Genomic DNA, 16,488 nt, shown 5'->3' on the forward strand with positions numbered 1-16,488 from the left:
CGGCCCGGCCTGGGGCCGTCCACCGGCCCCCGGCACCACCGGCCGTCCCGGGCTGTGGCTCCACCGGCCCGGTGGTGGCAGAGTGGCGCCCATGTGCGGCCGCTTCGTCTCCACCACCACGCCCCAGGACCTGCTCGGCCTGCTCGGGGTGACCGGCTGGACCCCGGCCGAGACCCTCGCGCCGAGCTGGAACGTGGCCCCCACGGACCCGGTGTGGACGGTGCTGGAGCGGGTCGACCGCGAGACGGGCGAACTCACCCGCCGGCTCCGCCCGGTGCGGTGGGGGCTCGTCCCCTCCTGGTCGAAGGACCCGGCCACCGGCGCGAAGCTGATCAACGCCCGGGCGGAGACGGTGCACGAGAAGCCCGCCTTCCGGTCCGCCTTCGCCAAGCGCCGCTGCGTCCTCCCCGCCGACGGCTACTACGAGTGGGTGCAGGTGCCCGCCGCCGAGGGCCGCAAGGCCTACAAGCAGCCGTACTACCTCCACCCCCGCGCCGGCGGCCCGCTGGTGATGGCCGGGCTGTACGAGTTCTGGCGCGACCGCTCACTGCCGGAGGACGACCCGGCGGCCTGGCTCACCACCGCCACGATCATCACCACCGACGCCACCGACGCGGCCGGCCGGGTCCACGACCGGATGCCGCTCACCATCGGCCGGGACGACCTCGACGCCTGGCTCGACCCCGAACACACCGACCCGGCGGAACTGCGGCGACTCCTCCACACCCCGGCCGGCGACGAACTCGCGGTCCGACCGGTCTCCACCGCCGTCAACAGCGTCCGCAACAACGACGCCACCCTGCTGGAGCCCGTACCGGACCCGGTGGGCCACGGCGACGGAACCTGACGGTCGTCCGCGAACGCGAGCCCGGGCGCACCGCCTCGCCCGGGACCAGCGGCCCGGCTCCGGGCGCGGCGCCCGGGACGTGACCCGGGCGCACCGGACCGCGACCGGGCGCAAGAGTCGGCCCGTGCCCCAGGCGGCCGGGACAGCGGGTGGCGGAGCTTGGGTGGCAGGCCCGGTACGCCGGGCGACGTCAACCGCCTCCGCCACCCGATGGGGATCCCACCATGTCCGCACAGTCCGTGCAGCTCACCGTCCACGACACCCGCCGCGCCCGAAACCTGCCCGACCTGCTCCACCTCCAGGTGACCGCCCGGCCGGACGCCGTCGCCGTCACCGGTGGCGGCGGCGCACACCTCAGCTACCGCGAACTCGCGGCCGCCGCCGCCGAACTGGGCGCCCGCCTGCACCACCTCGGGGTGGGGGCCGACGACTGCGTCGGCCTCTACGTCGACCCCTCGCTGGAGCTGGTGGTGGGGGTCTGGGGAATCCTCCACGCCGGGGCCGCCTACCTGCCGCTCTCCCCGGAGTACCCCGAGGAGCGGATCCGCTACATGATCGAGGACAGTCGGACCGGGGTGATCGTCACCCAGGAGCACCTGCGGACCCGGCTGGCCGAACTCGCGCCGCCGGGCACCCGGATCGTCGTCGCCTCCGCCGACCCGCACGACAGCCACGAGGTGCACGAGGCCGGGGCCGACGGCGCTTCCCACCCGTTCCCGCACCAGAGCCGGGGGCCGGGCGACCCGCCGCCGAGCCCCCGGCCGGAGTCGCTCGCGTACGTCGTCTACACCTCCGGCAGCACCGGTCGGCCCAAGGGCGTGATGATCGAGCACCGGAGCATCGTGTCCCAGCTGCGCTGGCTGGTCGCCCGCGGACACCTCGGGACGGACGCCACCGTGCTGCAGAAGACGCCGATGAGCTTCGACGCGGCGCAGTGGGAGATCCTGGCGCCCGCCGGCGGCGCGCACGTGGTCATGGGCGCGCCGGGCGTCTACCGGGACCCGGAGGCCCTGCTCGACACCGTCCGGGAGCACGGGGTGACCACGCTGCAGTGCGTGCCCACCCTGCTCCAGGCGCTGCTCGACACCGAGCGCCTCGGCAGCTGCGACACGCTTCGGCGGGTGTACTCGGGCGGCGAGGCGCTCTCGCGCCGGCTCGCCCGCGCCCTGGCCGCCGAGCTGCCGCGGGCCACGCTGGTCAACCTGTACGGGCCGACCGAGTGCACGATCAACGCGACCGCCCACCTCGTCGACGCCGCCGCCGTGGGCGAGGACGCCGGGTCGGTGCCGATCGGGGTGCCGGTCGACCGCACCAGCTGCTTCGTCCTCGACGGGGAGCTGGCACCGGTGGAGCCCGGCGCGACCGGCGAGCTCTACCTCGGCGGCCTCCAACTCGCCCGCGGCTACCTGAACCGGCCCGATCTGACGGCGGAGCGCTTCGTCGCCTCGCCCCACCTCCCGGGCGAACGCCTGTACCGCACCGGGGACCTCGCCCACTGGAACCCGGACGGCACGCTCCAGTGCGCCGGCCGGGTGGACAACCAGGTCAAGCTGCGGGGCTACCGGGTCGAGCTGGACGAGATCGCGCTCGCCGTCGAGGAGCACACCTGGGTCCGCCGGGCGGCGGCGATCGTCACCGACGACCCGCGGACGGGTCACCGGAACCTGGTGGCGTGCGTCGAGCTGAACCCCAAGGAGGCGGCCCTGATGGACCAGGGGAACCACGGCGGCCACCACCGGTCCAAGGCCAGCCGGCTCCAGGTCCGGGCACAGCTGTCCGACCCCGGTGTGCGGGACGCCGACGAGCTGGCCGGCCGGCCGGTGGTGGTGCTGCCCGGCAGGCGGGAGAGCGCGCGGCAGCGGCGCGAGACCTTCGCCCGCAAGACCTACCGCTTCTACGAGGGCGGACCGGTCACCCGGGACGACCTGCTGGCGCTGCTCGCCCCGCGCGCCGTCCCGGGGCCCGCCGTCCCGGGTCCGGCGCCCGGCCTCGCCGAACTGGGCGGGATCCTCCGGTGGTTCGGGCAGTTCCACAGCGCCGAGCGGCTGCTCCCGAAGTACGCCTATGCCTCCCCCGGCGCGCTGTACGCCACCCAGCTGTACCTGGAGACCGGGGGCCTCGACGGGCTCGACGCCAGCGTGTACTACTACCACCCGGTCGAACACACCCTGGTGCGGGTCGGCGACGGCGGCGGGGGCCCCGGTCTCACCGTCCACTTCCTCGGCAAGCGGCGCGATCGCGCCGGTGTACCGGAACAACATCCTGGAGGTACTGGAGTTCGAGGCCGGCCACATGGTGGGCGTGTTCGAGGAGGTGCTGCCCGCCCACGGGCTGGACATCCGGCCGCTCGGTATCCTGCCGTCCGTCCGGGCCGGACTGGACGTGGCCGAGGAGGACCACTACCTCGGCTCCTTCCGGATCGGACCCGCCGACGGCAGGCCGCGGCCGGACCGCACCGAGTTCTACGTCCAGGCCCACCCCGGGGGCGTCGACGGCCTGGCCGCCGGCCAGTACCGCTACACGGACGGCGCGTTGACGCGGATCTCGGACCAGCTGGTGCGGTCGAGGCACGTGATCGCGATCAACCAGCAGGTGTACGAGCGGGCCGGCTTCGGCATCACCGCCGTCAGCCGGGCCGAAGAGCCGTGGCTGGAGTACCTCGGCCTGGGGACGGCCCTGCACCGGTTGCAGCGCCACGGCGTCGGTCTCGGCCTCGGGCTCATGTCCGCCGGCTACAGCTCGAAGTCCGGGCACCCGCTGCCGGCCGCGCGGCGGATCGGCGCGGTGCTGGCCTCCTGCGGGATCGAGCCGGGCCCGTGCTACTTCTTCCTCGGCGGGAGGGTGAGCGAGGAGCAGATCCACAGCGAGGGCATGATCGAGGACGCCGTGCACATGAAGGGTCCCGCCGAGATCGTCCGGGACGAACTGGCCGCCGTCCTGCCCCACTACATGCTCCCCAACAAGGTCCTCGTCCTGGACGAGCTGCCGCTGACCGCCAACGGCAAGGTCGACGCCAAGGCCCTCGCCGCGAGTGCGGAGGTCCGCGGCGCGGACGCGGGCGGCCCGCACGTCCCGCCGTCGACGCCGACCGAGCACCGGCTCGCCGAGGCCTGGGGAGGTGCGCTGCGCTACCGGGACGTCTCGGTGGAGGACGACTTCTTCTCCGCCGGCGGCAACTCGCTGATCGCCGTGGCGCTGATCAACCGGCTCAACCGGGAGTTCGGCACCCGGCTGCCGCTGCAGGTCCTCTTCGAGAGCCCCCGACTGGCCGACCTGGCCGCCCGGATCGACGACGACGCGGGCGAGCCCGGCTCGCGGCTGGTGCCGCTGCACCGCGGCGGCGCCGGCGACCCGGTGTTCTGCTGGCCGGGGCTCGGCGGCTACCCGATGAACCTGCGCCTGCTGGGGACCACCGTGGGCCGGCCGTTCTACGGCATCCAGGCACACGGCATCAACGCCGGTGAGACGCCGTACCCGACGATCCGGGAGATGGCCGCGGCCGACCTCGCCGAGATCCGCCGGGTGCGGCCCGAGGGTCCCTACACCCTGTGGGGCTACTCCTTCGGCGCCCGGGTGGCCTTCGAGACGGCCTGGCAGCTGGAGCAGGCCGGTGAGCGGGTGGCGGACCTGCTGCTGATCTGCCCCGGCAACCCCGAGCTGCGCCGGGGTGACGGCGAGCGCCACGGGCGGGCGGCCTCGTACCGCAACCCCGCCTACGTGGCGATCCTCTACTCGGTCTTCGCCGGCTCGGTCGCCGGGCCCGACCTGGACGCGTGCCTGGCCGAGGCGCACGACGAGGACGGCTTCACGGCCTTCGTCCACCGGCTGCTGCCGGAACTCGGCGAGGAGTTGATCCGCCGGATCGCCCGGATCGTCGGGGAGACCTACGAGTTCGACTACAGCTTCGGCGAACTCGCGCAGCGGCGGCTGGACGCCCCGGTGACCATCGTCAAGGCCGCCGGCGACGACTACTCGTTCATCGAGGGGAGTTCCGGCTACTCGGCCGCGCCCCCGACCGTGCTCGAACTGGCCGGCGACCACTACGGCGTGCTGAGGGAGCGGGGCATCACCGAACTGGTCGCCGCGATCCTGGCCCGGCCGGTCGGCTGAGCGGGCGGCGCGCCCGCTCAGCCGACGCGGCGCCGCCGAGCCCCCCGGCCCGGCGGTGCCGCGCTGCCGCGGTGCCGGCCGTTCGGCGGGTCGGCAGGTCGGCAGGTCGGCAGGTCGGCAGGTCGGCAGGTCAGAGTGCCTCGGGCGAGCCGGGTGGCAGCCTGCGCAGTCGGCCGGCCAGGTCGGGGGCGGCGAACGCCTCGGCGATACGGGCCGGGTCCTCGACGAAGTGCTCCCACGACTCGAAGTGCAGCGGGACCACCTGGCGGGCGCCGAGCGTCCGGGCCAGTTCGGCGCCCTCGGCCGCGCTGAGCGAGAACGCGAGGTCCCCGGTGGTGGGGAAGTGGGCGTCCCCGAGGTGCAGGAAGGCCGTGTCGATGGTGAAGCGTTCACCGATCTCGTTCAGGGCGTCGTGGCGGGTGGTGTCGCCGGAGATGTAGAGCGTGCCGCCCTCGTACTCCACGACGAACCCGGTGACCGGGCCGGTGACCGGTTCGGTGCCGGCCGGTCCGTGCCGCGCCGGGGTCGCGGTGACGGTGACGGTGGTCGCACCGGCGGTGTACCGCACGCTCTCCCAGGGGGCGAGGCCGGTCGCCCCGCCGCCCAGCCGCTCGGCGGCCTCGGGAGTGGTGAGCACCGTCCCAGCCCGCCCGAGCACCTCCCGGCCGGTGCGGTCGAGGTTGTCGGCGTGCTGGTCGTGGGAGAGCAGGACGAGGTCGATGGGCGGCAGGTCCTCGGCGCCGAGCGCCGCACCGGCGGTGCGGCGCAGCGGGCGGGCGGCCGGGTAGTCGGCCGGAGTCCGGTCCAGGGCGGGGTCGGTGAGGACGGTCAGGTCGCCGATCCGCAACAGGACGGTGGCGGTGCCGAGATAGGTGGCGGTGACCGGGACGGCCATGTCGGACGCTCCTTGGGGCGCGGGCGGAGGGGTGGGGCGGAGGGCAGGACGGAAGGGGCGCGGCGGAGGGGTGGGGCCGGCTCAGCGCGCGCCGTGGGCGTCGATCTTGGCCTGCAGCGCCTTCAGCAGGTCCTGGAGGAGCCCGATGGTGGTCTCGTCGGTGAGGTTGCCCTCCTCGTCGAAGCGCTCGTGCGAGCGGAAGACGACGAGTTCGGGCTTGACCACGACGTCCGTGTCGGTCCAGACGAAGACCTGGCGCAGCGCCAGCTGGGCGCGGACGCTGCCGAAGTTGGTCGGAGCGGCGCCGAGGATCGCGGTGGGCTTGCGGTGCAGCGGCAGGCCCTCCGTCCTGGTCCAGTCGGTGCTCAGCCAGTCGAGGGCGTTCTTGAGGACGCCGGGGACGGAGTAGTTGAACTCGGGCGTGGCGATGATCAGGCCGTCGGCGGCCAGGACGCGGCGACGCAGGTCGTTGACGACGGCCGGCCGCAGCTCGGGGGTGTCGAGGTCCTGGTCGTACGCGGGGATGTCGCGCAGGCCGTCGTAGATCTCGATCTCCTGGCCGCCGGGGTTGAACTTCCGGGCGGCGTGCAGCAGCCGGGTGTTGTGCGAGTCGGCGCGCAGCGAGCCGGAGATGGCGAGGATCTTGGCGGTGGCCATGGTGGTGCTCCTTCAGAGGTGCTGGACGGGAGGGGAGTTGCCGCCGCTCGGTGGGCCGGTCGGCTTCGACACCGATGAAACTAAACCGACCAGTTCATTATGTCAACCAAACAGTTCAGTCTTGACAGTGAACTGAATCGTGTAGTTCATTCGACCCATGACCACCACCACCGCCACGCGGTCCACCGTCCGGGTCGTCCGCCCCGTCCACACCTACGAGGGCGCGGGCTTCCCGGTCCGCCGCCCCTTCCCCACCGCCGACCTGCCCTTCCTCGACCTGTTCCTGATGGTCGACCAGGTCGGCCCGGTGGAGCTCGCACCGGGCGAGGCCAAGGGCGCCCCGCCGCACCCGCACCGCGGCTTCGAGACCATCCAGTACGTGATCGCCGGCGACATCGCGAACGCCGACTCGCGGGGCCACCACGCCGTCGTCCGCGCCGGCGGCGTGCAGCGGCTCACCGCCGGCTCCGGGATCGTCCACGAGGCGCTGCCCACCGAGGAGTTCCTCGCCGCGGGCGGGCTGCAGCACATGCTGCAGATCTGGGTCAACCTGCCGGCCCGCCTCAAGACGCTCCCGCCGCAGAGCCAGAACGCCGAGGCCGCCGACCTGCCCGTGGTGACCACCGACGACGGCGCCGAACTCACCGTCCTCGCCGGCAGCAGCCACGGCGTCACCGGCCCGTTCGCGACCCAGACCCCGGTGCTCGTCGCGCACGCCCGCCTGGCGGCCGGCGGGCGGGCCGAGTTCACCGCCCCCGTCGGCCACAACGCCATGCTGTACGTCATGTCCGGCGAGGCCGCCACCCCCGACGCGCGGCTCCCGGACGGCCATCTCGCGGTACTCGCGCAGGACGGCGAGCGCTTCACCGTCGAGGCGCCGGGCGAGGCGGCCGAGGTCCTGGTGCTGTCCGGCGAGCCGATCGGCGAGCCGGTCGCCCGCAGCGGTCCCTTCGTGATGAACACCGTCGCCGAGCTGCACCAGGCCCAGCGGGACTTCGGCCTCGGCCTGATGGGGCGGCTCCCCCGGTGAACCCGAGCCGGCCCCCGGGCCGGCCGGCTCCACCTTTGCGAACCGAACCGTTCAGTTCATACACTGGGCCGCCCCGCACCCCGCACCCAGGACCAGAAGCCAGAGGACACCGCCATGGGCGTCGACACAACGGACGCGACGGACGAGTACGGCATCCCGATCATCCCGGACCCCACCGACGCCGCCCAGCGCAAGCGCCGGGCGATCATCGACTCGGCACTCACCGAATTCCTGGCCGAGGGCTACTCCGCCGCGTCCATGGACGCGATCACCAGCCGCTCCGGCGTATCCAAGGCGACCATCTACAAGCACTTCGGCAGCAAGGAACGCCTGTTCCTGGCCGTCATCGGCGGTGTGCTGCCCAGCACGTACGCCGGGCTCGAATCCTGCACCTCCACCATCGTCCAGGCCCCCGACCTGCGGGAGGCCCTGATCGACCTCACCACCGCGTGGGCCCGCGCCCTGCTGCGCCCCGACATCATGTCGCTGCGCCGGCTGGTCATCGGCGAGACGGAGCGCTTCCCGCAGCTGGGCCAGCTCTGGTACCGGCTCAGCTACGACATGATCAACGGGCCGCTGACCGAGGCCTTCACCGAGCTGGACCGGCTCGGGAGGCTGACCGCCCCCGAGCCGGAACTCGCCGTCCAGCAGCTCGTGGCCGCCACCATCGGCGTCCCCCAGCTGATGAGGACCTTCGCCCCCGACTCCGTGCTCGACGACGCCTACCTGGCCACCCTGATCAGCTCCGGCGTGGACCTCCTGCTCGCCCGGTACGCGGGGTGCGCCGAAGGCTGAAGCCGAGTGCCGAACGGGGGCCGTGCCGGGGCCTAGCCGACCGAGGCCAGGTAGGCCGCGGTCGACTCCGGGGTGGCGAGCCAGGCCGCGTAGTCGTCCGGCTCCGCGTAAGTGTTGGCGAGCCGGCGGGCGACCGCCGGGTGCTCCGCGGCGGCGGCGAAGACGCCCTGCAGGTGGTCCGGCACCGCCAGCATCGTGGCCGTGAAGTCGACGGTGTGGCGGGCGTGCTGCTGCCAGAACCGCTCGAAGGTGTCCTGCATCCAGGTAGGCGTGAACGGCGCCCCGCCGCGCGCGACGATCGCCCGCAGGTAGGCGTCCGCGGCCCGGGCGGCGCTGTTCGCGCCCTGGCCGGTGATCGGATCGTTCAGCACCACCGCGTCGCCGATGCCGAGCACGTGGACCTCCCCGGCGCCCCCGTCCAGCCGCGCCACCGGCCGGCGAACCGTCGGGGTGAGCGCCCCGTACAGGCCTGCCCCCGCGTCGGTCGGCTCGGCGGCGCTCCACAACTCGGCCTCCCACGGCAGGTACGCGCCCAGCACCTCGCGGATCCGGGCCAGCTGGGCGGCGGGGCCCGGGCGGTCGGGGAAGCAGTCCAGCGGCCCGCCGGGCACCGCCTCCCAGAGCAGGATCGCGCACGGCCCCGACAGGGTCAGCGCCGGCTGCAGGTACAACTCCCCCAGGCCGGGCAGCGCGTGCATCCGCGCGCTCGGTTCCGTCGCCGGATCGGGCGAGCCGACCCCGTGCGCGTAGAGGCAGGACAGCACCCGCTGCGGCGCGTCGTGCGGCGAGCGGCGAGCGTCCCGCTCGAAGATCCCGGCGAGTTCGCCCCGGCCGGCGGCCACGACCGTCAGCTCGTGGCGCTCGGCGAGCTCCCGCAGGCCCGCGCGGTCCAGGGTGCGGTACTGCACCCGGCCGCCGCGTTCGGCGACCAGCTCCAGCCAGCGGGCCGTCTTCAGCCGCTGGTCCACCGACTGGGCCGGCTCGTCGAGCGTCATGGTGAACTCCAGCGCCCGCACCCCCGGCGGCGCCGCGAGCACCGAGCGGACCGAGGAGACCGCGGGTGCCTCCCCGGCCCACAGGTCCAGCCCCGCCGCCCGCTCGATCCGCAGCGCCGGGCCGAACATCGCCTGGGTGGAGAGCACCGGGCCGCCGCGCACCTGCGCCGCGGTCCGCGCTGCCACCAGTGTCACCTCGTACCCGCCCGCGAGCAGCCCGAGCGCCAGCTGCAGGCCCGCCTGGCCAGCTCCGACAACGGCGATCCGACGCATGAACACCCTCCGGGGACGAAGGCTCTGATGGTAGGTCAGCCGGGCATCCCGGGCCCAGTGGGCACCCCCGGGGAGCAGAGCCCTCAATCCGCTGGTGCGATCACCCGCACCGCTGATAGCAATGTGACATGCTACATAACACCAAGATCGCACTCCGGGCCAGACACGACGCCGACATACCCGTCCTGCAGGCCGAACTGTACGACGACGTCGTCACCCGCTCACGCGCCGACTCCCGCCCCTGGCAGCCCGTTTCGCCAGGGGCGGCCGAGTCCCCGTACGCGGTCGCCGCCCCCTCGGAGGAGGCAGCCTGCTTCTCCGTCACCACCCTCCCCTCGGGCGAGCTGGCCGGCGAGGCCCTGCTGTGGGGCATCGACACCCACAACCGCACCGCCCACCTGGGCATCTCCCTGCGCCCGGCGTTCCGCGGCCGGGGCCTGGCCCGCGAGGTCGTCACCCTGCTGTGCCACTACGGCTTCACCGTCCGAGGACTGCACCGCCTCCAGGTCGACACCCTCGCCGAGAACCTGCCGATGATCGCCGCCGCGACCCGCGTCGGCTTCACCCTCGAAGGCACCCTGCGCCGCTCCGCCTGGACGTACGGCGCGTACCGCGACGAGGTCGTGCTCGGCCTCCTCGCCGAGGAGTGGACCACCCCGGGCGACCTGGCGGCCGAACCGGCCCGACCGGCCTGACCAGCCCGACCGGCCCGACCGGCCTGACCAGCCCGACCGGCCCGCCGTCGGACGGGTGCGGCCGCAGCGGTCGCACCCGTCCCGGCGAGCCGATCGGCGACTCGGCCCTTCAGCCGATCAGCCCTTCAGCTCGGCGCGGACCAGGCGGGCGGCCTCGACGAGGTGCTCCAGCGAGGCGCGGGTCTCCGTCCAACCGCGGGTCTTCAGACCGCAGTCGGGGTTGACCCAGAGCCGCTCGGCCGGAATCGCGGCCAGCCCGGCGCGGAGCAGGGAGGCCGCCTCCTCGGTGCTCGGCACCCGGGGCGAGTGGATGTCGTAGACGCCCGGACCGACCTCGCGCGGGTACCCGGCCCCGGCCAGCTCGTGGGCGACCTCCATGTGCGAGCGGGCCGCCTCCAGGGAGATCACGTCGGCGTCGAGCTCGTCGATGGCGGTCATGATCGCGCCGAACTCGGCGTAGCACATGTGGGTGTGGATCTGGGTGTCGGCACGGACGCCGGAGGTGGAGAGCCGGAACGACTCGGTGGCCCACGCCAGGTAGCCGGACCGGTCGGCCACCCGCAGCGGCAGGGTCTCGCGCAGCGCCGGCTCGTCGACCTGGATGACGGACGCGCCGGCCGCCTCCAGGTCGGTCACCTCGTCGCGCAGGGCGAGGGCGACCTGCCGGGCGGTGTCGCCGATCGGCTGGTCGTCCCGGACGAAGGACCAGGCGAGCATGGTGACCGGGCCGGTAAGCATCCCCTTCACCGGACGGTCGGTCAGATCGGCGGCGTAGCGGTACCAGTCGACGGTCATCGGGTGCGGGCGGGAGATGTCGCCGGCCAGCACCGGCGGGCGGACGTAACGGGTGCCGTAGGACTGCACCCAGCCGTGCCGGGTGGCCAGGTAGCCGGTCAACTGCTCGGCGAAGTACTGGACCATGTCGTTGCGCTCGGGCTCGCCGTGGACCAGGACGTCGATGCCCGCCTTCTCCTGGTAGGCGATCACCTCACGGACCTCGGCCCGCATCCGGTCCCGGTAGGTGCCGTCGTCGATGCGGCCGGCCCGCAGGTCGGCGCGGGCGGTGCGCAACTCGGTGGTCTGCGGGAAGGAACCGATGGTGGTGGTCGGCAGCAGCGGCAGGTTCAGCCGGGCGCGCTGCGCCTCGGCGCGCTCGGGGTAGGCCTGGGCGCGGCGGGCGTCCTCGGGAGCGGTGGCGGTGACGCGGGCGCGCACGGCCGGGTCACGGGTCAGCGCGGACGCGGCGCGGGACGCCAGGTCGGCCCGGTTCGCGGCCAGTTGGGCCGCGATGGTGTCGGTGCCGTGGGCCAGGCCGCGCGCCAGGGTGGTGATCTCGGTGGTCTTCTGGCGGGCGAAGGCGAGCCAGCGGGCGACCTGCGGATCGAGGTCGCGCTCGGCGTCGACGTCGAGCGGCACGTGCAGGAGCGAGCAGGACGGCGCGACGTCGACCCGGTCGGCCAGGCCGAGCAGCGTGCCGAGGGTGGCGAGCGACTTCTCCAGGTTGTTGATCCAGATGTTGCGGCCGTCCACCACGCCCGCGACCAGGCGCTTGCCGGGCAGGCCGCCGACGGCCGCGAGGTCGTCCAGGTTGGCGGCGCCCGGGCCGGTGAAGTCCAGGCCGATGCCCTCGATCGGGGCCTTGGCCAGGACGGGCAGGGCCTCGCCGAGGCGGTCGAAGTAGCTGGCGACCAGCAGCCGGGGGCGGTCGGTGAGCGAGCCCAGCTCGCGGTACACGCGGGCGGCGGCGTTCAGCTCGGCCGGGGTGCGGTCCTGGACCAGGGCCGGCTCGTCGAGCTGGACCCACTCGGCACCGGCGGCACGCAGGTCGGCGAGGAGTTCGGCGTACACGGGCAGCAGCCGGTCCAGCAGGGTGATCGGCTGGAAGTCGGCGGCCACGCCGGGAGCGGGCTTGGCGAGCAGCAGGTAGGTCAGCGGGCCGACCAGCACCGGCCGGCCGCGATGGCCCTGTTCGAGGGCCTCGCGCAGTTCCGCGACCGGCTTGGCGGAGTCGGCGGCGAAGACCGTGTCCGGGCCCAACTCGGGGACCAGGTAGTGGTAGTTGGTGTCGAACCACTTGGTCATCTCCAGCGGTGCGACGTCCTGGGTGCCGCGGGCCATGGCGAAGTAGCCGTCCAGCGGGTCGGCCTCGACGGCGGCGCGGTGGCGGCCGGGGATCGCACCGACCGCGACCGTGGTGTCCAGCACGTGGTCGTAGAGCGAGAAGTCGCCGGTGGGGACTTCGGTGACGCCCGCCTCGGCCAGCCGGCGCCAGTTCTCACGGCGCAGTCCGGCGGCAGTGGCGTGCAGGGCGGCGGCGCTGACGCGGCCGGCCCAGTACCCCTCGACGGCCTTCTTCAGCTCCCGGCCGGCGCCCTGCCTCGGGTAGCCGTACACAGTGGCCCGCGCAGTGGCTTGCGCAGTGGCCTTCCGGGCGGCCTGCGGGGTGGTGGAACTCGATGACACGGAACTCTCCTTCGCGAGTCGCGCTACGATCCCGGGAGAGCACGACGGCGTGGAGGTACGACAGTGGGGGCACGGCACCAGGACGGGCCTGCCCGCTCCGCCGACCCGCCCTCGAGGTCACCGAGATCACCGCGTGCGGGGTGCACACGGGCAGTGGCAGGTCTTCGGACTCGCGGGCACGTCCACCTCTGACCGAGGCGAACACCTACTGGCCGTCGCTTCCCGGGCCCGCCTGGGCCCAGTGCACGTGACGGCGGTCGTTCCCACTCACCGCTGCGGGGCAGTCCCGGATTCCCACCGGGTTCCCTCTTGCGACGCCATGACTGGAGGACATGGCGAACCGACTGCACCGCCCACCCTAGGCGCACCGGCGGCGCCGCGTCAGCGATTGTCCGGATCACGGATGGTGGCGCGGGCGGCGTCCGGGCCCCGGCGTCCACCCCGGTCCCGGGCGGCGGGGCGTACCGGCCGCCCGAGCGCGGACCCGGCGGCGCGCGGCACAATCACTGCCATGCAGCACATCCTCCTCATCGGCATCGGCGCGGGCGATCCCGACCACCTCACCCTGCAGGCGGCCAAGGCACTCGCCCGCACCGACGTCTTCTTCATCCTCGACAAGAACGAGGAACGGCAGGACCTGATCCGGCTGCGCCGGCAGATGCTCACCGAGCACGGCCGGCCCGGCCACCGCGTGGTCGAGGTGCCGGACGCGGAACGGGACCGCACCACCCCGGCGTACGGCGCGGCCGTGGACGACTGGCGCAGCCGCCGGGCCGACCTGGTCGAGCGCCTGGTCACCGAGCACCTCGGCCCGGACGACACCGGCGCGTTCCTGGTCTGGGGCGACCCGAGTCTCTACGACAGCGTCATCGCCGTCGTCGACGAGGTGCTGGCCCGCGAGGGCGTCACCTTCGAGTACGAGGTGATCCCGGGCATCAGCAGCGTCTCCGCGCTCGCGGCACGGCACCGCACCACCCTGACCCGGGTCGGCCGCCCGGTGCAGATCACCACCGGCCGCCGCCTCGCCGTGGGCTTCCCCGAGGACGTGGACGACGTGGTGGTGATGCTGGACGGCCGGGCCGCGTTCACCGAGATCGACCCCGAGGGCCTGGAGATCTTCTACGGCGCCTACCTCGGCACCCCGGACGAGATCCTCGTCGCCGGCCCCCTCGCGCAGACCGCCCCACGGATCCGCGAACTGCGCGAGCGGGCCCGCGAACGCAAGGGATGGATCATGGACACCTACCTGCTCCGCCGCTCGGAAGGCTGACCGCCCCGATGCGCCGCCGCCTCCGGCGGCCAGGTGGTGCCGCGACCCGCACCCCTGTGGACGACCCGGGCCCCGGTCGGGGCTCGGGGCGTCCACAGGGGTGGTGCCGGTCGGTGATCGGCCCCGGCGCGAAGCGGTGCACCGGGCGCGCGGGAGTCAGCGGAGCATCAGCGGGACCTCACCGCGACATCAACGCCCCTGGAGGGACTTGACGTTGTCGCCGAAGGTCCAGCCCTTCGAGCCGTCCCAGTTGGCCGACCAGGCCATGAGCCCCTTCAGCGCGCCGCCGAAGGCGGTCCACGACTGGCTGACCAGGCTCGGCGCCATGTAGCCACCGCCCGCGCCGGGCTGGGCCGGCAGGCCGGGCACCTGCTTGTCGTACGGCACCTTGATCGTGGTTCCCTGGACGACCAGGCCGTTGTTCAGGCACGTGGTCTGCGCGGTGAAACCCTGGACGGTACCGGCCTGGTAGGAGTCGCCTGAGCAGCCGTACATGCTGCCGTTGTAGTACTGCATGTTCAGCCACCACAGGCGGCCGTTGTCCACGTACTTCTTGATGATCGGCAGGTAGGAGCCCCAGATCGACCCGTAGGTGACGCTTCCACCGGTGACGTACGCGGTTTCAGGGGCCATCGTCAGGCCGAAGCCCGCGGGCATCTGGGCCAGCACCCCGTCGATGATGCGGATCAGGTTGGCCTGGGAGGCCGACAGCGTGCTGATGTTGCCGCTGCCGGACAGGCCGGTCTCGATGTCGATGTCGATGCCGTCGAAGTTGTACTTCTTGAGGATCGGGACGACCGTCGCCACGAACGTGTCGGCGACGGTGCTGGAGCTCAGGTCGATGCCGGCGGCGGCGCCGCCGATCGACATCAGGAGCGTCGCCCCGGCCGCCTTGGCCTGGCACATCTCGGCGGGGGTCGAGACCTTGACGCCGGCGTCCATGCCGTCCTGCCACAGCACGGTGCCGTCCGAGAGGATCACCGGGAAGGCGGCGTTGATGACGTTGTAGCCGTGCGCGGCGATCCGGCTGTCCGTGATGGGGACCCAGCCCATGCCGGGGTGGACGCCGTTAGCGGCGCCGTCCCAGTTCTCCCAGTAGCCCTGCAGGACCTTGCCCGACGGCTTGGGCTTCGTCGGGCAGCTGTCGCCCGGCGGAGTGGTGGTCGGTGGAGTGCTGGTCGGTGGAGTGGTCGTCGGTGGAGTGGTCGTGGGCGGCGTGGTGGTCGGCGGGGCGGTCGTCGGCGTGGTGGCGGTCGGCGAGGGGCTGCTGCCGCCGGGGCCGGCCAGCGACACGTCGTCCGCGTAGAACGCGGGCTGCCCGTACCACCCGTGCAGGTAGATCGTCACCGAGGTGGTGCTCGCCCCGGTGGTGAAGCCGACGCTGAGCTGGCTGTACGAGGCGCTGCTCGGCGTCCAGGTGGACGGGGTGCCGGTGATGCCGGTACCGGTGGCCCCCAGGTAGACGTAGCTGCCCTGGACGTAGGCGCTCAGCGTGTACTGGGAGTTGGGCCGCACGCCGATGGTCTGGGTGCACTGCGCGGTGTCCTGGCCGGTCGGCGTGGCCTTGAGCGCGGAGGCACCGGCGTGGACCGGACCGCCGACGGCCGCGCCGGAGCCGCCGGAGCAGGTCCAGTCGGAGAGGCCGTTCTCGAAGCCGGAGTTGACCACCAGGTTGGTGGTGACGGCCCCGGCCGAGACGGTGTCGGCCACGGCGATCCCGGCACCGATGAGGGCGGCGGCGCTGACTCCGGCGAGGGAGCGGCTCAGGACGGTCGGTCCGCGCCCGGCGCGGCTGGTCCGGCTCACCTGCGACGCGCGCTCCAGGGGCGCCCGACGGTGGCGAGGAGTGCGGAGCGGCTCGCTCCCGCCCTGGTCGCCTTCGAGGCGGCCGGGGTCCGGAGCAGGGCGGAAATCGCCCGACGGACGTGGAGTACGGGGCCTCCGACGGAACATGCTGCGCTCCCTTCCCGCCGAGCGTCGGGGACATGACGACGCGTGGGGGCGTGACGCCCGGCTCTGGGTGAGGTGGGGGACATGTGGGGCTGTGCCGGACCGGATCGTAGGTGGGGCGGCAGGGCGCGTCAATAGGTCTGGACCAATTGCGGACTGCGGGGCCGGTCGAGCGAGGTTGTTCCGCCGGCCTGGCCGTCCGCGAGAGCGTCGAACTCCTTGAGGAACTCGCCCATCGCCACCGACGGCGACCAGGGCAGGGCCGGCGCCCGGACCTACCCCGTGGACGGAGCCGACGACACGGCCCCGAGGCCGGTCGTCCACGAGGCAAAGAAGATCCGCGCCTGCCTCAAGGCAGGCGCGGACAGCGTCCGGCTCGGCTTGGAGGAAGCCGCCGACGTGCCGCCTAGGCGCAATACCAGTGACTTAGTGATTCCAGGCTCGGGGAACCTTGGTCGGAGGGTTGGTCGGGGCGGTCCTGTAGTGGGGCGCGATGGCGACCGCTTCG

General features: G+C 73.4%; 10 protein-coding genes, 3 pseudogenes and 1 riboswitch. Of the genes and pseudogenes, 7 read left to right on the forward strand and 6 right to left on the reverse strand.

Annotated features, from left to right (window positions below; translation table 11 throughout):
- The first annotated feature begins 91 nt into the window (after positions 1-91).
- A complete protein-coding gene (locus tag AB0J08_RS23875) occupies positions 92-847 on the forward strand; it encodes an SOS response-associated peptidase (protein ID WP_360637740.1) in 756 nt (251 codons plus the stop codon).
- Between the two features lie 224 nt (positions 848-1,071).
- Positions 1,072-4,957, forward strand: a pseudogene (locus tag AB0J08_RS23880) (amino acid adenylation domain-containing protein).
- A gap of 130 nt (positions 4,958-5,087) precedes the next feature.
- Here AB0J08_RS23880 and AB0J08_RS23885 read toward each other — a convergent pair.
- Entirely contained in the window at positions 5,088-5,852 is a 765-nt protein-coding gene (locus AB0J08_RS23885) for an MBL fold metallo-hydrolase (RefSeq protein WP_360637743.1), read from the reverse strand.
- 81 nt (positions 5,853-5,933) lie between these two features.
- The gene (locus AB0J08_RS23890; RefSeq protein WP_360637746.1) at positions 5,934-6,509 is read right to left on the reverse strand and encodes an NADPH-dependent FMN reductase; all 576 of its coding nucleotides are present in this window, start codon (positions 6,507-6,509) and stop codon (positions 5,934-5,936) included.
- A gap of 157 nt (positions 6,510-6,666) precedes the next feature.
- Between AB0J08_RS23890 and AB0J08_RS23895 the strand changes: the two genes are divergently transcribed.
- Together AB0J08_RS23895 and AB0J08_RS23900 are read left to right on the forward strand one after the other, a co-directional pair.
- A complete protein-coding gene (locus AB0J08_RS23895) occupies positions 6,667-7,539 on the forward strand; it encodes a pirin family protein (protein WP_360637749.1) in 873 nt (290 codons plus the stop codon).
- A gap of 114 nt (positions 7,540-7,653) precedes the next feature.
- The gene (locus tag AB0J08_RS23900; RefSeq protein WP_360637752.1) at positions 7,654-8,334 is read left to right on the forward strand and encodes a TetR/AcrR family transcriptional regulator; all 681 of its coding nucleotides are present in this window, start codon (positions 7,654-7,656) and stop codon (positions 8,332-8,334) included.
- 32 nt (positions 8,335-8,366) lie between these two features.
- Here AB0J08_RS23900 and AB0J08_RS23905 read toward each other — a convergent pair whose 3' ends face one another.
- Positions 8,367-9,602 (reverse strand): styrene monooxygenase/indole monooxygenase family protein, encoded by a 1,236-nt coding sequence (locus AB0J08_RS23905; RefSeq protein WP_360637755.1) that lies wholly within the window; start codon positions 9,600-9,602, stop codon positions 8,367-8,369.
- Between the two features lie 128 nt (positions 9,603-9,730).
- On the opposite strand from AB0J08_RS23905, the gene AB0J08_RS23910 reads away from it, so the two are divergent.
- The gene (locus AB0J08_RS23910) at positions 9,731-10,297 is read left to right on the forward strand and encodes a GNAT family protein (RefSeq protein WP_360637758.1); all 567 of its coding nucleotides are present in this window, start codon (positions 9,731-9,733) and stop codon (positions 10,295-10,297) included.
- A gap of 117 nt (positions 10,298-10,414) precedes the next feature.
- Here the strand turns inward: AB0J08_RS23910 and metE are convergent, their stop codons facing one another.
- Positions 10,415-12,760: a 5-methyltetrahydropteroyltriglutamate--homocysteine S-methyltransferase gene (metE, locus tag AB0J08_RS23915; protein ID WP_360637761.1), complete on the reverse strand. Its 2,346-nt coding sequence runs from the start codon at positions 12,758-12,760 to the stop codon at positions 10,415-10,417.
- 137 nt (positions 12,761-12,897) lie between these two features.
- Positions 12,898-13,120: riboswitch (cobalamin riboswitch) on the reverse strand.
- A 151-nt stretch (positions 13,121-13,271) separates the two neighbouring features.
- On the opposite strand from metE, the gene cobF reads away from it, so the two are divergent.
- On the forward strand, positions 13,272-14,030 hold the full coding sequence (cobF, locus tag AB0J08_RS23920; RefSeq protein WP_360637764.1) for a precorrin-6A synthase (deacetylating): 759 nt from the start codon (positions 13,272-13,274) through the stop codon (positions 14,028-14,030).
- A gap of 189 nt (positions 14,031-14,219) precedes the next feature.
- On the opposite strand, the pseudogene AB0J08_RS23925 reads toward cobF, so the two are convergent.
- Together AB0J08_RS23925 and AB0J08_RS23930 are read right to left on the reverse strand one after the other, a co-directional pair.
- A pseudogene (locus tag AB0J08_RS23925) lies at positions 14,220-15,176 on the reverse strand (chitinase); the annotation flags it as partial.
- Positions 15,177-15,365: 189 nt separating this feature from the next.
- Positions 15,366-15,983: pseudogene (locus AB0J08_RS23930) on the reverse strand (carbohydrate binding domain-containing protein); the annotation flags it as partial.
- 216 nt (positions 15,984-16,199) lie between these two features.
- Between AB0J08_RS23930 and AB0J08_RS23935 the strand changes: the two are divergent.
- Positions 16,200-16,488 (forward strand): hypothetical protein (locus AB0J08_RS23935; RefSeq protein WP_360637767.1); only part of this gene is annotated, 289 nt, incomplete at its 3' end.

This window comes from Kitasatospora sp. NPDC050463 (assembly GCF_040655255.1).
Lineage (GTDB): Bacteria > Actinomycetota > Actinomycetes > Streptomycetales > Streptomycetaceae > Kitasatospora.